This is a genomic window from Paenibacillus mangrovi (genome assembly GCF_022898935.1).
GTDB lineage: Bacteria > Bacillota > Bacilli > Paenibacillales > Paenibacillaceae > Paenibacillus_AQ > Paenibacillus_AQ mangrovi.
In genome coordinates this window covers 289868-306633 of the sequence record NZ_JALIRP010000008.1, presented here as the reverse complement: position 1 = coordinate 306633, position 16766 = coordinate 289868, and the positions used below count along the sequence as shown (strand labels likewise).

The window sequence follows — 16766 nt, the reverse complement described above, 5'->3', positions numbered from 1 at the left end:
GAGGTACGATGATGAGTCATAATGAAGAATTGTGGGCGGGGCTGTCCCGGCATCGTGAAGTGCTGATTCAGCTTACGGAGCTGGTGGATGATGAGCATATTCATTTCAAACCGTGGGAAGGGGCGATGACTTTAGGCGAGCTTGTCGTTCATATAGCCACGTCCTTAGATATGTTCCTCAATCTGGTGATTACCGGAAATTTCGCGCCCCCGGCCAAACCGGAGTTTGCTGGAATAGACGATATCCGCCGCATTGTGGAGGAGTACACGGCTAAATCGAAGGCGGAGATTCTGTCTTTAACCCCAGAGCAGCTTAGCGGATTGGTCGATTTTAATCGCAAAAAATTGCCCGGCGAAAGTCTATTGCAGTTGTGCAAAGATCATGAGGTACACCATAAAGGCCAGCTATTTACTTACCTCCGAATAATTGGAATTGAGAAGCTGCCGTTTTTTATTCAGCCAGTTTGAAACATCCTTGTGGCCACTATGGTTTGTCGAGGCCTGCCCCTGTATGTTATCCTGAATCCCATGAGCCAAAGAGAACCGCATGCCGGAAGGCTGCGGTTTTTTCAGTTAAATACTATCTCTAGGAAAGGGGCAGTATAATGCTTTCTCAAATCATAGATATCGGAGTTAATTTGACCAACCGATCCTTTGACAAGGATCGCGAGGAGGTGCTGATTCGGGCCGAAGCCGCAGGAGTATCGCCACTTATCATTACCGGAACCAGTGTGGAGAGCAGCAGGAAGGCCGCGAAATATGCGGAACTGTACTCTGGTAAACTGTATGCTACAGCAGGCGTGCATCCGCATGATGTGAAGGAATGTGGTGGGGACACGCTGGACCGGCTGCGGGAGCTTGCTGCGCTTCCCCAAGTGGTGGCTATAGGAGAATGCGGTCTGGATTACAACCGGGACTTTTCCCCGCGGGATGTGCAGCGCCATTGGTTCCATGAGCAGATTAGGCTCGCGGAGGAGCTGGGGATGCCGCTGTTTTTGCATGAGCGGGAGGCTTTCGCCGACTTTGCGAGTATGATGCAAGATCATCCTGGGATGATCGCCAGGTCGGTTGTTCACTGCTTCACGGGAACGGGAGAAGAGCTTCATGCTTATCTGGATATGGGCTTCCATATTGGAATTACCGGTTGGATTTGCGATGAGCGGCGCGGGCAGCATCTGCGCGAGCTTGTGAAGGATATTCCGCTGAACCGTCTTATGATTGAGACCGATGCGCCCTACCTTACCCCGCGCGACCTTAGACCGAAGCCCCAAAACGGACGCAACGAGCCAGCCTTTTTAGCACATATCGTTAAGGTCATCGCCTCCTGTATGGGTCGTGATGTAGAGGAAGTTGCCAGCCAGACATCACGCACGACAAAGGCCTTTTTCAATATGGACTGAGTCCCTTTAATGCCGTTTGTCGGATTTTATCGCTTTATGATATATTCGTATCTTCAGCTCTAATGTATAATGGGTAATTGGATGCAGGTGACATCATCTTCCATACTTTTTTACTCAGGCGGGATGCGACTTTGAAATTTATCAAAAAGGGATTTACACTCCGGTTTACCATCAGTTTGCTCGTGATTACGGCGATTTTGCTGACTTTGCTGACGAGTATTATTTCTGCGGTGCAGGTCAACCGGTCATCCTTGATTAGCAATTATTTGAATAAAAATGAATCATATGCTAAGAAACTGGCTTCCAATACTAATGATCTTTTAATGACGATGCAAGGCAATATCTGGGCGGTAGCTCAAATTTTAGAACGCGAAGAAGCGACCGATGTTCAATTAATTGACGATCTGTTTCAGGAAAATACCCAGTACTTCAATTCCCTTGTGGTTGCCGATCATAACCGGGATATTCAGGCCATCAGTCCACACAACGTCGGTGTTTCCATCGGGGACAGGCTGACGTCTGAGCAAAGCAAGATGGCTGTAAATACGAAAAAAGCGTCTATCTCAGAGCCTTACCGAGCCACAACGGGGCGTTTAATCATACTCGTTTCCGCTCCGATTTTTGATAAAAATGGCATCTATAAAGGATTTGTGGGCGGCACCATTTATTTGGAAGAAAAAAACGTGTTGAGCGACATGTTAAAAGAGCATTTTTTCGGTGATGGCTCTTATGTGTACGTGGTGGATAAAAGCGGGAATTTGATTTTTCACCCAAATAATAAACGGGTTGGACAATCTGTTATCGAAAATGAGGTCGCCCAGAAAGTGATTTCGGGACAATGCGGGTCGCAAAGGGTGACCAATTTAGAAGGCAATGAGTTTCTCGCAGGATATGCCTACGAGCCAAACAGTTCATGGGGAATAATATCTCAGACGCCGGCACAGGTGGTAGACAAGCCTACGCATCATCTGGTTACAAGAATGCTTCTCTTCTCCTTGCCTTTCCTGCTTTTGATTTTGCTGCTAGGCTGGTGGATTGCAAGCCGGATAGCCAAGCCGCTCTACACGCTGGCACAATTCTCGGATGAAGCCACGCTGCGCCCTGTACCGGCAGAGAATATCCCGGAGATCCGTTCCTCTTATTATGAAGTCAGGCTGCTCTCACAAAGTGTGAAGATCGCGCTGCAAAATATGAACCAGGATTTGACGCATCTACGCCATGAGGTGAAGATTGACGAGCTGACCGGTCTTGCCAACCGCAGAGCCTTTGACGGCATGATGGCTGAATGGATAGCAAGCAACATGCCTTTTGCGCTGATCATGATGGATATTGATCATTTTAAGCTTGTGAACGATACTTACGGACATGTCATGGGCGATGAAGTGCTTCGTTATTTGGCCCGCATCATGCAGCTGATGTCGAACGAGGATGACCTCTGCTTCCGATACGGCGGAGAAGAATTTGGCATACTCGTCAAGCATTCCGGCCTTGGCAGAGCCAAGGAGATGGCGGATCGGCTGCGGGAACAGCTTGCGGTTACGAAAAGCCCGACAGATAGCTCCATTACGCTGTCAGCCGGCATCGCGGTCTTTCCAGTACATGGACGCTCCGCTCAGCAGCTGATCGAAAAAGCGGATGAAGCGCTGTACCAATCCAAGGAAAACGGCCGGAATCGGACCACGGTTAGTCAGCTGCCTGGCGCGTAAATGTTTTTCGATGGATCACTCATCATAAAAATTCGGAATTGTGAAATTGAAATATTTGTGCTACGATGGTAACAATTAGAATGATCGGAGGGTTTGTGAAGATGATTAATATTAATTCCGTTTCTTCACTTTGTGCCGCTAATTGAATAGTGCTCAAAGGCTCTGCATACTGTGCAGGGCGTACGGGATTGGTATGCATATCTTCGGATGAACCCAACTTATATGCATGCGTCTGCCAAGGCATCAGGCCTTAAGGCGCAGGGTTACAGCAGGAGAGGCTTCTTAGCCCCTCCTTTGCTGTCTTTGGATATCTTCGGCCGCTTTTTTTTACGGCTGTTTTTAGACACCATACCGGATAGGCGCGCGGGTCTCCCTTGCTTATTGTAGAGCAGGGCTTGATCCGCAGCAGCTTTCTATGTTCCGTTCGCTCAAACCACAGGCAGAGGCCTGCGGTTTTTTTGCATCTTAAGTAAACAATGATATTTGGAGGGATCAATATGAAACAACTTGAACAACTCGATATACTGGAACAACGCGCCGTACTCGTTGGCGTTAATCTGAATCAGCAGCAGGATTTTGATTATTCCATGGAGGAGCTTGGCAACCTAGCGGAAGCCTGCGGCGTGGAAGTGGTAGGGCAGCTCACGCAAAATATGGAGCGGGTCAACAAATCGCATTACATCGGAACAGGCAAGGTGGAAGAGCTCTCTGGCTTGTATAAAGGGCTCGAAGCGAATCTGGTTATTTTCAACGATGAACTGTCACCGTCGCAACTCCGCAACCTGGAATCGGACCTGGAATGCAAAGTTATCGACCGGACGATTCTCATTTTGGATATTTTCGAAAAGCGCGCTAAAACGCGCGAGGCTCAGCTGCAGGTTGAGGTGGCACAGCTGCAATACATGCTGCCCCGTCTGGTCGGGCTGCGTGAATCGCTCGGGCGCCAAGGCGGCGGTGTCGGCACGAAGAACAGAGGAGCCGGTGAAACCAGGCTGGAGCTGGACCGCCGCCGGATCGAGGAGAAGATTACAGCCCTGAATAAAGAGCTGGAATCTCTTGTATTTCAGCGTCAGACGCAGCGCAAGCAGCGGAAGAAAAACGCACTGCCTGTCGTCTCCCTGGTAGGTTACACCAATGCGGGTAAATCAACGATCATGAACGCCATGATTGAAAAGTTCGGAGCTGCGGGAGGCAGCGGAGAGAAAACTGTATTTGAAAAGGATATGCTGTTCGCCACGCTGGAAACCTCGGTGCGGAACATTCAGTTGGAGGACAACAAGAGTTTCTTGCTTACCGATACCGTAGGCTTTGTCAGCAAGCTCCCGCATCATCTGGTTAAGGCTTTCCGCTCCACATTGGAAGAAGTAGCAGAGGCGGATCTGCTGATTCATGTGGTCGATTACGCCAATGAGAAATACGGCCAGCTGATTCAAATTACCGAAAATACGCTGAAGGATATTGGCGTAACGGATATTCCTACGGTATTTGCATATAACAAATGCGATTTGGCGGGACATCCGATTCCCAAAGTTCAGGAGAACAGCATTTATCTGGCGGCCAAGCCGAGAATCGGAATCGATGAGCTGGTGAGTCTGATCCGGGGATCTATTTTTACGGATTATGTTCAGTGCGAGATGCTGATCCCTTATGACCGAGGGCAAGTGGTATCGTATCTGAATGAGCATGCCAATATTAAGAGTACCGAATATGAGAACGACGGAACCCGGCTTGCTCTCGAATGCCGGGAGATGGATTATGACAAATACCGTGAATATGTGATTGAATCGAAGTAAAAATGGCAGCGAAGCCTGGATGAACGCTATAGTTCATCTAGGCTTTTCTTTTTGGACACATAAGTTGTATCAGCTTCGTGGAATAGCCAGCATTGGAAAGGGAATATTAGGCAGTGAATATGATATACAACGAGGTGAAGAAGTGATGAAAATAACGCCTGAACAGCATGTGAAGCTGCATGGGTTCAATAACCTGACCAAATCCTTGTCCTTCAACATGTACGACATCTGCTTTACCAGAACCAAGCAAGAACGGGAAGCGTATCTGGAATACATTGATGAACAATATAATGCCGACCGACTCACCGACATTTTGAAGCATGTTGCGGACATCATAGGCGCGCATGTGCTGAACATCGCCAAGCAGGATTATGTACCTCAGGGAGCGAGCGTCACGATTCTCGTATCGGAAGGCCCCGTTGTGGAAGTTCCGAAGGAGTCTTATACGGAGTCGCCGGGGCCGCTCCCGGATTCGGTGGTTATAGCCCTGGACAAGAGCCATATCACGGTGCACACGTATCCCGAATTTCATCCGGATGAAGGCATCAGCACCTTCCGGGCGGATATCGACGTATCCACTTGCGGGGAAATCTCCCCGCTCAAGGCGCTCAACTATCTCATCCATTCTTTTGATACGGATATCATGACCATCGATTATCGGGTGCGCGGCTTCACACGGGATATTAACGGCCATAAGTTGTTTATCGACCACGACATCAACTCGATTCAGAACTATATTCCGGACAACATTAAGAATATGTACGACATGATCGACGTCAATGTGTATCAGGAGCATATTTTTCATACCAAATGTAAGCTCAGGGAATTCGATCTGGACAACTACCTTTTCGGATATACGAAGGACAAGCTGAACGCTGAGGAGCAGGAGGAGATCACTGAACGGATCACGCAGGAAATGGACGAAATCTATTATGGAAAAAATATGAGCTGAGGGATATCCCTCGGCTCATTTGAATGCGCTGCTGATTAGGGTGGCTAAGAAGGGAAAATAAGCTCCACACGATCGCCTATCTTAACCTGATTCTTAACCAAATCATAGTATGGACTATCCATATGGATCGAGATGACATAGCCGTTATCCGAAGGGATTTTTGAATCCCGGTCTGGATAATCGACTTTGTTCGTGACGACTCCATCGACCACCGTGAACTCGATTCCCCACTCATTCGAGCGGGTGGAATCACCGTATGCTTTGTCATAATACACGACTTTGGCCCCTTCACGGGGTTCATTGCATTGTTGGATCGGAATAGACAAGTCATTCACTTTGAGCTCTGTAGGGTAGTGATAAGGGACAAGCTCCTTTTTCGTATAAGTTCCCTTGATATATTGGTATAAATAGTCGTAATATTCACGCACTTGGGAGCTCTTATTGTTAGCCAGGTTCAATATGGTCTTGTTCCCTTGATACCAAGCTCTATAGGCATTCATGTAACCATGCTCTACTCCGCCGTTCAAATAATCCAGGAAGCGCTGAGCATAGTTATTGCTCGTGATCATGCGGTCATCGAACTCCATCTCAATCGCCGTATGGAACGTCTTGGCTAAGATCGCTGCATCGTCAACCCGGGATTTATCCGTGCCGTCGAAGAAATGATTCGGCTGGTACGCTGCATTGTCGAGCCCAAGCTCCTTCCAATCGTACGGCTGTCCGCCGTGGAAATAAGGAATCCAGAACAGCTTCTTGCCTGCACGATGAGATATTTCACTCGTCAGCTTCACGATTTCCTCGTTATTCGGCGTATCCACTTCTACGAACTCATCATTATAATACAGACCCGCCAGCTCAACATGGCTGAAATTAGCATTTTCCCATTTCTTCATAACCTCGTTAACGAACCACTCGATCGCCTTCTTCTTGTTCAGAAATGCAAGATCCGCACCCGCATTTTCAGAGCTGAAGTTCTCGGATACACCATCTCCGTCAACATCGCCAAAGTCGGTCTGCCATTCAGAAGCCGTTGGGATCGTCATTACGACCTTCACTTTATGATCTGGTTGACCCAGCTTCTGACCGATTTCCTTCACTGCTTCATTCAAGTGATCAACATCTCCGCCCTTGTCAAAGGTCTTATTCAAGAGCCATTCCCAATCACTCTTATCTGAAGGAGGAGCTATCGAGTTGAAGGCATGCCAGTTGGGTGAACGATAAGGCGCAATCAAATAACCATCAATCATCCAGTCGACCGGGTTTCCGTTCTTGTCGATATAGGCTACGTACGGAATGTAATCCTCCTTGCTCCAGTCTCCCAAATTCCCGGGATAATACCCATTTGGAATTAGTACAAGATCATGAATGCCTACTGTTGCATCTCCCGGCTGGAGGTAGGCCAATTTATCTGGTGGAAGATTCCGAGCATTCTTCTGTTTGCCGTCATAGCCCCAAATCTCAATCTCATCGATGAACTTGAACCAATCTGCCATGAACTGTACCTTCACATACCTGGCATAAGCCATCGTTCCGTTCCCGCCCGCATAACGGAAGCCATCCGTTTCTCCATTCCAGGCATACTGCTGTATGTTCGGCGGCGTATTTTTCCACAATTGCTTTTGGCTGCCGACGTGATTCAAGGTGGACCAGCGTTTCCCGTCATCCGACACGTAGAAGCTGACCGTTATGGGGAAAAATATAGACGCTGACGACTCTTGCAGGAACTGCGTATTGATCGACGCAATGGACTTGCGTGAGCCAAGATCGAACACCACTTCCTTTAGATGTCCTTTGAAGAACCCGACCCAATTCGGATCCTGGAAGGTTGCTTCCGCTTTTTTTCCGTCTGTCAGCTGGCCGCCGCGATCGGGATATTGCGAAGTTGGCTGCTCGGATAACTGATAAGGGAGACCGAGTGCCAAGTTTTTCAGCTGCCCCGGTTCCTCTTTAGATGCCAATCCTTTCATATCTACCGTATTTTCTATATCTTCGATTTCTTCCACTTCGTCAATACCTTTTGCTTCTTCAAGTTCTTCCATGCGGGTATTCTGTTCTATCGCTGTCAGTTTAACCTTTTCCTTGTCCGCCGCCATTTCTCCATGTACCGGTGTAACGGTCATTCCTATCAAAAAAATCACCAACAGAGTAGTCATCCACCGCTTTTTTAACATACGATGCCACCTTTCTTCATTTTTATAATCTTAACTACTGTTACTTTTTGGCCAAAAAAGCATCAATTTGCCGCTGCAATTCCTGCTGAATCCGCTTGAGTGAAGGTCCCGCTTCCGCTTCGAATTCCTTGAGTGTCTTATCTGGATCAAGAACCCCGTTGAACAATGCCGGATAATATTTGCCTTCGATCGTATTGTACTGGCTCAAATCATTTTGTACGGTGGAAGGATCGAATTCGAATCCCGTAAGAATATCCTTTGTAAAGAAGTCAGCATCGCGCATCTTGGCTTCAAGATCATCAAAGCGCTTATCCCGGTCGACATCCGTACGCTCATCGATCGGATTCCATACCCATACATAACCGAATCCCCAATAACCCTTCGTATCGAGCAGTTTTACCTCTTTGTCGCCGACAGGCTCCCAGTGCTTCCCTTGAATCCCGTACGAGAGCAAATCATAGTTTTCCTTCTCATTCGCCCAGTTCAGGAACATGATTGCACGTTCTTTATTCTTGCTTACTTTCGGAACCGCAAGGAAATTCCACTGCTTGTAGTTCGTCATATTGGCTCCCTGGCTACCATCGAAGAACGTAACCGTCTCTAGGTCACCGTTTGGAACATTATTTTTGAATTGCTGGTCAAAAGAAAGACCTGTACCGAACGATCCTTTCGTGACGATCGCCGCTTTGCCGCTCATGAATGGCTGCAAGAAGTCCTTGGCCGTCAAAATATCCTTATAAACGATTCCGTCTTTGTACAGCTGTCTGGCATCCTTCAGCCAAGTCATGATCGGCTCCCGATCCTCGAACAGGTTGTATACCTTGCCGTCATTGTTCTTATAGAAGAGCATCAGGCTGCTTCCGAGCGCGTGCGTGTAGCGTACATGCGTATCGTAGTCGTTCAGACTGCGGTGCGCCACGATGGATGCCTGCTGCAAGCCAGAAGTTCCGCCAGCTGTGAACGGCGCGATGCCGGGTACATTCTGCTTCACCTTATAGGCAAAATCGATTAAATCTTTATACGTTTTGATCGGAGGGACACCCAGCTTCTCACGGATATCTTTGCGCACGACATAGGCGTTGCCCGACATATACACGACCCCGAGCGGAACAGCCATAATCTTGTCGTCATACTTATTCGCCTCCCACATTTGATGAGGGCGCTTTTCCAGTACGGTATTGCCATATTTCGCCAGTAGATCATCCAGCGGCTCGTAGAATCCGTCCGCGATCATTTGATTGATGTGCAGCCAAGGCGCATCGAAGATGAGGTCAATATTTTCACCGGAAGCGAGCGTGACCTGCGTCTTCTGGCCTAAATCCGCCCATGGTACGAACGCAATGTCAAGCTTGACATTGATCGTATCCTTCATTCTTTTTTCCGCCTCGGCGATGACCTGATCCATATCCGGCGGACGATCTCCCGGAATCATGATTTTGAGTGTAATCGGTTCCAATTTAGTGCTTTTCTCTTCCGCCTGTTTTTCCTTGGGTGATTCTGCTGCCGGAGCCGGCTTATCATTCGATGCTTTCGAGCAGCCCACCGTTATAGATAGGATCAGCAGCAATACTAGCGAAAATGAAATCCAACGTTTCATTCGCATTTTTTCGTTCCTCCTCAAATTTGATCAGGCGTTATCCTTTGACTGAACCGAGCGTCATGCCCTTAATAAAATACTTCTGCACGAAAGGATACACGAATACAATCGGCCCAATCGTAATACACACAATGGCAAGCTGCATGCCAAAGGTCGGAATCATGATGTTGTAATCCGTTTGGCTACCGCCCACATAAGACATGGCATTCAAGTTGGATATCAGCTGGCGGATCATAATTTGCAGCGGATGCAGCCTGTAATTATCAATAAAGAGAAGCGACAGGTACCAGTCATTCCAATATTGAAGGGCATAGAACAGGGCAACCGTTGCGATAACAGGCAATGAGACCGGCCAGATGATCCGGAAAAAGATATACATGTCATTCGCTCCGTCCACGGTTGCTGCCTCATTCAATTCATAAGGCAATGAACGGAAATATGATACGAGAATGAACGCATAGAACGGGTTAAGCAGGTAGGGAAGAATAAGCGCCCATATGGAATCTTTAAGATGCAGCCAATTGGCAATCAGCATATAAAATCCGACGAGCCCCGCCCCGAACAGCATGGTGAAAAAGGTCAAAAATGAGAGCACATGACGATACTTTACCTTCGGATGGCTCAGGACATAAGCATAGGAGGCGGTAATGATGACTCCTAGAGTCGTTCCTACAATCGTGACGAACAACGTGACACCATAGCTCCTGAAAACTTGCTTACCAGATAACAGAAAAGAGTATGCATTCAAACTGAACGATGTGGGAAACAGCTGATACCCGGAGGTCTGAATATTCGCTTCGTCTGCAAAGGAGTTAATCAGCACAATCCAGAATGGGATGAAGCAGATAAGAGCAAACCCGATCAATAGTACGTAAACGAAATATAGGAACAATCGCTCCCGCATTTGAATCACACCTTAGAACAATCTAGAATCTGAATCGATCCTGCGCGCAAGCCAATTGAACAGAATGACCGTGATCAGCCCCATGCTTGACTGATACACGATGATCGCGGAGGACATACTGAAATTGCCCATTTGCCGCAAGGCGCGATACGCGAACGTATCAATAACGTCCGTCGTCGGGTACAATACGCCAACGTCCCCGACAAGGGCATAAATCATGCCGAAATCTCCGTAGAATATCCGTCCAATGCCAAGCAGCGTCATAATCATAATGACAGGGCGCAGCAGCGGCAGTGTTATGTAGATGATCTGCTGCATCCGGCTGGCTCCTTCAATCTTGGCGCATTCGTAATACTCTGATGAAATCCCTGTAATCGATGCGAGGAAGATAATTGAGTTATATCCTGCCATCTTCCAGACGTATACAAATGTCAAGATATACGGCCATACGCCAGGAGTTAAATACCAATCCACTCCTTGGAAACCAAGTGCAGTGAGCGCCTGATTCAGCATCCCTTCGGAAGAACTGAACACCGTTTGGACCATCATACTGACGACGAGCCAAGAGATGAAGTAAGGTAAAAAGACGAAGGACTGCACCGTTTTCTTAAACCACTTATTCGTTATTTCATTCAACAGCACGGCTAGCAGCACTGCGGTTCCTATGCCGAACACCAGAAACAGCCCGTTCAAGAACACCGTGTTCCAAGTCACACGCAGCCAATCTTTGTTCCCAAAAAAGAACTCGAAATTTTTAAATCCTACCCATTCGCTGCCAAACAGCCCGTCAGAGAGCCGATAGTTCTGAAATGCCAGCAGATGCCCAAGCATCGGCGTATATGCAAATATGAGCAGGAACAGCATGCCCGGCAGTGCCAGCAGATACAAGTACCGGTTCTTCACGATTTCATAGATAAATCCGCTTGCCCCGGCTTTATTGCTTCTCAATGTCTACCCTCCTTTATATCCGTGTGTTGATCGTTTGACGGAGTTATCGTAACAACCGCGAAGCAGTCATGGATAGTTCTCAATTTCCGAATAAGGTTCTCAAGCAGCACCTACATGGGTCATCATTAGGCCACTCGGGTTCTAAAACCGATCGTGAACTTTCACCCGCTCGCTCCTTCAAGATGCTGATATCGATACTGGGCTGGCGTCATGCCGGTTGCTTTTTTGAAAGCTGTGAAAAAATGGCTCTTTGTAAGGAATCCCGCTTGCTGCGAAATTTCAGCCACATTCATGTCCGTATGCTCAAGTAATTCCTTCACCTTTTCGATCCGCATATGCAGAATGTAATTGGATAATGACATGCCATACTGGTCGAGAAACAGCTGGCGCACATACTTAGCGGACAATGCGACGTGATCAGCAATGTCATCCACAGACAGCCTTGGATCGTGAAGATGACGTTGAATATATTCCATGACTTCCTCGACGTTTTTCCCTTTGCGATTCAAGCTTTTCTGGTCACCGAGCTGGGAAATGATCCGTGCAATCTCTTCTTTCATCCATCTATGTATGTCTTCGAGCTTCGTGAATTTTTTCAAAGTACTTTCAATCTCTTCGATACTGTGCAGGGTAGTCTGTTTGCTAAAAGCTTTGACGAAGGAGAAAAACAACAATCTCAGCTGGAATTGGCATTCGGAATATTTCATCGTCTGCAGCTGGGCAAACATTTGCGCAAGCAAGCTCAGGGACTGCTCCTCCTTGCCGATCCGTATCGATTGAATGAGGAGATCCAGTAAGGTATCATCCGGTTGAATCCGCAGCTCCGCATACCGATCATACTCTTGCTCCGTGTAAATTTTGTCGTCCCCGCTCACGAATTTGAACAGCGTCCATTCGCATAAGTCGTCGTAAACCGCACGCAAATCATCGCGGGCATATCTTGAAGTACTACATGCCACAGTGATGTTAAGATGAACATATTGCATAACACGGCGGCGCAGCTCTTGCAATTCTTCAATCACATCATCATCCTGCTCGGCAACACCGATCAGAATGAGCAAATGGTCGCCTCCGAAATCGACAACCTCGATGGAACGATTCTTACAGCTGAGCATCTCTTCCGCAATGTTCCCAATGGCATATTTTAGCAGTCTCCGGGAGGCGAAATCATATTGTTCGGAAATCTCATAGAACGCATCCATTTTGACAACTGACAGCCTTATCCATTCATAATCGAGAATCCTCGATTCACGGGAAAGAGCTTTTCTGGCTCTGTCACTCAGTCTTCCTTGCAATATCCATTGGCGCAAGTATTCTGTTTTAATGAGCGTATAGTGATCCCGCAATAGAATGACGCTCTGCTGAATTGCGTCATAGTCGTTTTTGGCGCGGACACGCAGCTTGCCATGGATTTGATTCGCTAGCATCCGCAGCGGCTTGAAGAAGATATGCGAATTCCAGAACGCGGCGAGCAGTAGAAGAAGCAGCAGCAGTATGGAATATAGCATGATCGTCTGGCGGAAGGACGTCGCCTGTTTACGGAACTGTTCCATTCCAGACAGCGAATAGATGGTCCAGTCCTGGGAATCCAAATCGGCATAATTCACGTATGCCGTCTTCCCGTCCGCCTGGAGCTCGAAGGAGCCTTGTCTGGCCTCTGTCCTCGAATGGATGACGTTCCCCATGACTTTTTCATCCATCTTCCCCAAAATCACCTGCCCGGAACGATCCAAGAGTGTTATTTGATTATCCGTTTTATTTCCACCTGAGATCAGGAACTGCTGCAGCGCACGTTTATTTAAGAGTACAACCAGATATCCATATTGCTCTTTCTTGACGTAAGAAGACGGAAGCAGCAAGGTAAGATACGATTTATTCCCTGCTTCATGGTCAGAATACCGCAATAAGGACGGAGCCTTCTGCTTAACCCGTTCCAACATGGCCGTATCAGAAAACTCTTCGAAGGGAAGAAGACCGACATTGAAATCGATCACTTTTTCCCTACGCATATTGAATAAGTAAGCGCCTTCAAAAAAGGATTCCTTCGATAAATATTTTGATAGCGTTTGAAGTGCTGCTGCATCCAGCAATGGGTCATCCTTTTGAGAATAAATCCAATTCTGAATCGTTTGATCCTCATACATATTCAAGCCGTACCATTTTAGCTTAGCTAATATGAATTCCGTTCGGTCTAATGTTTCTTCAATTTGGTCCCGGTTGATGAGTCCAATTTGAGAGGAGGCATAGCCTGCGAATCGCTGGATCAGAAATAATGAAAATGGAATGATGATCAGAATGATAAAGATACCGCTCCATACAAAAATGCGCAAATACGTTGATTTGAACATAAGCTGATCGCTCCCCCTTTACCTAACCTTGGATCATATGCTGAGCAGTATTATAGCCTAGCCCGATTGTCTTTGCCCAGTTCTCGTTCGCCTGTCAAGTTCTCAATTGCCCAATCAGAATGGAATATTGGTACCGGAAAAAAACGAAACGTTCGCTCCCGATCAAGATTGCTTCATGATCACGAATTTATCCTTTTTAAAGAGGATTTGCGGGTATGCGAAAATATACGATTGCATAATATGGTAAACGGTGGTAATTTCTAAATATGGAAATATATTACCAATCGATTGGAAGGAAGGTGATAGCTCAGAGAATCATTACATACGATGATTATTGCCTGATTAGCATGCATGAGACAGATTATAAATAATTTGGAGGTAATCTTATGCGCAGGTTCAGAGTGTTACTTTTGTCAATTTTACTTGTATTTGCCCAATTGATCCAAACAGGCGCAATGAGCAAACTGACTCCAACGGCCCATGCATTGAATGATGGACTGGCCCTTACTCCACCTATGGGATGGAACAGCTGGAACAAATTTGGCGGCAATATAGATCAGTGGAAGATTATGTCCATGGCCGACGCCATGGTAGAGAACGGCATGAAGGATGCAGGCTATGAATACATCAACATCGACGATAACTGGATGGCGGGAACCAGAGATGCGAACGGCGACCTCGTTCCTGATCCTATAAGGTTCCCTGACGGAATCAAGGGGGTTGCGGATTATGTTCACAGCAAAGGCTTAAAGCTTGGGATTTACTCCTCCAACGGAACGAAGACCTGTATGGGCCTTCCTGCGAGCCAGGGCAATGAGGAAAGGGATGCCGCAAAATTCGCGGAATGGGGAGTGGACTATTTAAAATATGACTTTTGCTATAATGAGAGACCCACTACCTATGCGCCGGATATAGATAAGATCGTTATATCAGATGGAAAGAACATCAAGACATATGAAGCGGAATCCCCTGACAATACACTTGTTGGAGACGCCAGAATAGCTGGATCGAAGGTTGGATATATCGGCAATAACTCAGGTGAATTAATTTTCAATAAAATCAATACACCTGCGGCAGGCAATTATACTTTAACCATTTACTATCATAATGGGGACGCCAGCAGAAATTTATATGTAAGCGTGAACGGCGGTACGGGAGAAGAATACACCCTACCTTCTTCAGGTAGCTGGAATACTGCGGCTACTTATCCTATTCAAGTTGCTTTAAAGCAAGGTGAAAATACGATCAAGTTCTACAACCCGGAAGATGGCTCCAAGATTTCGGCACAGCAGTACGGCGCCATGAGAGATGCGTTAGAGGCGACAGAGCGTCAAATCATGTTCAGTATTTGTGAATGGGGAGCAAATAAGCCATGGTTATGGGGTCCGTCGGTAGGACATCTCTGGCGCACGACCGGTGATATTTCCGACAACTGGGACAGCATGACAAGTATATTAGACCAAAATGCCGTACTTGCTCAGTATGCAGGCCCGGGACACTGGAATGATCCGGATATGCTTGAGGTTGGAAACGGCGGGATGACGGATACGGAGTATCGGGCGCATTTCAGCTTGTGGAGCATGATGGCAGCGCCTCTCATTGCAGGCAATGATATTACAGCCATGACGGATGCTACAAAGGAAATCCTTCTGAACAAGGAAGTCATTGCAATTGACCAGGACCCGGCAGGAATACAGGGAAGTAAAATAAGTGAAGATGGAGATCATGAAGTATGGGTGAAGCCGCTGGCTAACGGAGACAAGGCTGTATTGTTCTTTAACCGGAGCCAAGCATCGACAACGATGAGTTTAAACATTAGTGATCTCGGTTTAAAGAAAGCTCCTGTATACGTCGTGCGAGACCTGTGGGAGCATAGTGAAAGCGCAGCTACAAGCGTCATTAGTGCCGCAGTAGCGTCCCATGGGGCAGCGATGTTTAAAGTCCATCCGGGTACGCCGAATATGGCTCAGCCGGCAACGGATCTCACCATCACTTCAGATCCTTATGTTGAAGCAGGCCAAACAAGCAAAGTATCGATGACATTTACGAATAACGGTAGAATCGCTATAGAGAAGATCGCAATCCAATTACAGATTCCTGACGGATGGACAGCCGCTCCTGGAACACCAACTTCATTTCATAATCTTCCTCCAGAAAAGTCCATTACCATGACGTGGGATATGACAGTACCAGGTGATGCAAATCCTGCAGTTTACGACATCCATGCCAATGCAGACTTTCATTATGGAAATAACAAGGGACAAAAGCAGGCAGCAAACCAGATCAGAGTGTTTACAGCTCCGCCGTCAACCGACACCTATCTTAGCGATATTAGTTGGCTTGAATCAACGAACGGCTGGGGGCCTGTTGAGAAGGATATGAGTAATGGAGAATCCGGCTCAGGGGATGGAAAGGTCATCACCATTGATGGCACAACTTATGAAAAGGGACTCGGAGTTCATGCAGAGTCAGCAATATCCTATTACATCGGCGGAAAACTTTCCGAATTTAAAGCCGACGTAGGAATGGATGACGAAGCTGGAGACCATGGTTCTGTCGTATTTCAAGTTTGGGCGGATGGGAATAAGATCTATGACAGCGGCATATTGTATGGAAGTTCACCGTTACAGCATGTCGATGTCGATCTAACCGGGGCAAAAATGCTTAAGCTAGTTGTCACAAATAGTGGTGATGGTAACGCTTATGACCATGCAGACTGGGCCGGCGCCAAGATCATATATAACACCAATCCATAGAGTCATCCGAGCGGTATCACAAATGATGCGATATACCAAACCTCCGGGTGGCAGGCCAAGACCTGCCGCCCGGAGGTTTTCTCTATACGAAGGCGCAAACGTCATTCGGACTTTTAGACGACAAAAGGACTGCTCCATCAGGAGGTCAATGGTCTTATTTTTGAAGGCTAAAGTGGTTAAATACTCCTGATT

General features: G+C 47.2%; 11 protein-coding genes. 6 read left to right on the top strand and 5 right to left on the bottom strand.

The features are described 5' to 3' along the window. The first annotated feature begins 8 nt into the window (after nt 1-8). From MUG84_RS20175 to speD, 5 genes are all read left to right on the top strand, one after another. Nucleotides 9-467: a DinB family protein gene (locus tag MUG84_RS20175; protein ID WP_244728196.1), complete on the top strand. Its 459-nt coding sequence runs from the start codon at nt 9-11 to the stop codon at nt 465-467. Between the two features lie 137 nt (nt 468-604). Next, nucleotides 605-1399 (top strand): TatD family hydrolase, encoded by a 795-nt coding sequence (locus MUG84_RS20170; protein WP_244728194.1) that lies wholly within the window; start codon nt 605-607, stop codon nt 1397-1399. A gap of 131 nt (nt 1400-1530) precedes the next feature. Next, a complete protein-coding gene (locus MUG84_RS20165) occupies nt 1531-3105 on the top strand; it encodes a sensor domain-containing diguanylate cyclase (protein WP_244728192.1) in 1575 nt (524 codons plus the stop codon). A gap of 497 nt (nt 3106-3602) precedes the next feature. Continuing rightward, complete coding sequence (gene hflX / locus MUG84_RS20160; protein ID WP_244728190.1) at nt 3603-4898, top strand: GTPase HflX; 1296 nt, start codon at nt 3603-3605, stop codon at nt 4896-4898. Nucleotides 4899-5043: 145 nt separating this feature from the next. Continuing rightward, nucleotides 5044-5850: an adenosylmethionine decarboxylase gene (gene speD, locus MUG84_RS20155; protein ID WP_244728265.1), complete on the top strand. Its 807-nt coding sequence runs from the start codon at nt 5044-5046 to the stop codon at nt 5848-5850. Nucleotides 5851-5894: 44 nt separating this feature from the next. Here speD and MUG84_RS20150 read toward each other — a convergent pair whose 3' ends face one another. From MUG84_RS20150 to MUG84_RS20130, 5 genes are all read right to left on the bottom strand, one after another. Then, complete coding sequence (locus tag MUG84_RS20150; protein WP_244728188.1) at nt 5895-8021, bottom strand: DUF4855 domain-containing protein; 2127 nt, start codon at nt 8019-8021, stop codon at nt 5895-5897. A gap of 40 nt (nt 8022-8061) precedes the next feature. Continuing rightward, nucleotides 8062-9624: an ABC transporter substrate-binding protein gene (locus MUG84_RS20145; protein ID WP_244728185.1), complete on the bottom strand. Its 1563-nt coding sequence runs from the start codon at nt 9622-9624 to the stop codon at nt 8062-8064. A gap of 31 nt (nt 9625-9655) precedes the next feature. Beyond that, entirely contained in the window at nt 9656-10522 is an 867-nt protein-coding gene (locus tag MUG84_RS20140; protein WP_244728183.1) for a carbohydrate ABC transporter permease, read from the bottom strand. A gap of 12 nt (nt 10523-10534) precedes the next feature. Then, complete coding sequence (locus tag MUG84_RS20135; RefSeq protein WP_244728181.1) at nt 10535-11470, bottom strand: ABC transporter permease; 936 nt, start codon at nt 11468-11470, stop codon at nt 10535-10537. A gap of 161 nt (nt 11471-11631) precedes the next feature. Further along, nucleotides 11632-13818, bottom strand: a complete 2187-nt coding sequence (locus tag MUG84_RS20130; protein WP_244728162.1) for an AraC family transcriptional regulator — start codon at nt 13816-13818, stop codon at nt 11632-11634. A gap of 386 nt (nt 13819-14204) precedes the next feature. Between MUG84_RS20130 and MUG84_RS20125 the strand changes: the two genes are divergently transcribed. Then, the gene (locus MUG84_RS20125; RefSeq protein WP_244728160.1) at nt 14205-16574 is read left to right on the top strand and encodes an NPCBM/NEW2 domain-containing protein; all 2370 of its coding nucleotides are present in this window, start codon (nt 14205-14207) and stop codon (nt 16572-16574) included. Nucleotides 16575-16766 lie beyond the last annotated feature (192 nt).

Bases quoted from the DNA above. Each gene is read 5' to 3' on its own strand.
- MUG84_RS20150 (WP_244728188.1), bottom strand. From the start codon at position 8,021: ATGTTAAAAAAGCGGTGGATGACTACTCTGTTGGTGATTTTTTTGATA.
- MUG84_RS20145 (WP_244728185.1), bottom strand. From the start codon at position 9,624: ATGCGAATGAAACGTTGGATTTCATTTTCGCTAGTATTGCTGCTGATC.
- hflX (WP_244728190.1), top strand. From the start codon at position 3,603: ATGAAACAACTTGAACAACTCGATATACTGGAACAACGCGCCGTACTC.
- MUG84_RS20175 (WP_244728196.1), top strand. From the start codon at position 9: ATGATGAGTCATAATGAAGAATTGTGGGCGGGGCTGTCCCGGCATCGT.
- speD (WP_244728265.1), top strand. From the start codon at position 5,044: ATGAAAATAACGCCTGAACAGCATGTGAAGCTGCATGGGTTCAATAAC.
- MUG84_RS20170 (WP_244728194.1), top strand. From the start codon at position 605: ATGCTTTCTCAAATCATAGATATCGGAGTTAATTTGACCAACCGATCC.
- MUG84_RS20130 (WP_244728162.1), bottom strand. From the start codon at position 13,818: ATGTTCAAATCAACGTATTTGCGCATTTTTGTATGGAGCGGTATCTTT.
- MUG84_RS20125 (WP_244728160.1), top strand. From the start codon at position 14,205: ATGCGCAGGTTCAGAGTGTTACTTTTGTCAATTTTACTTGTATTTGCC.
- MUG84_RS20140 (WP_244728183.1), bottom strand. From the start codon at position 10,522: ATGCGGGAGCGATTGTTCCTATATTTCGTTTACGTACTATTGATCGGG.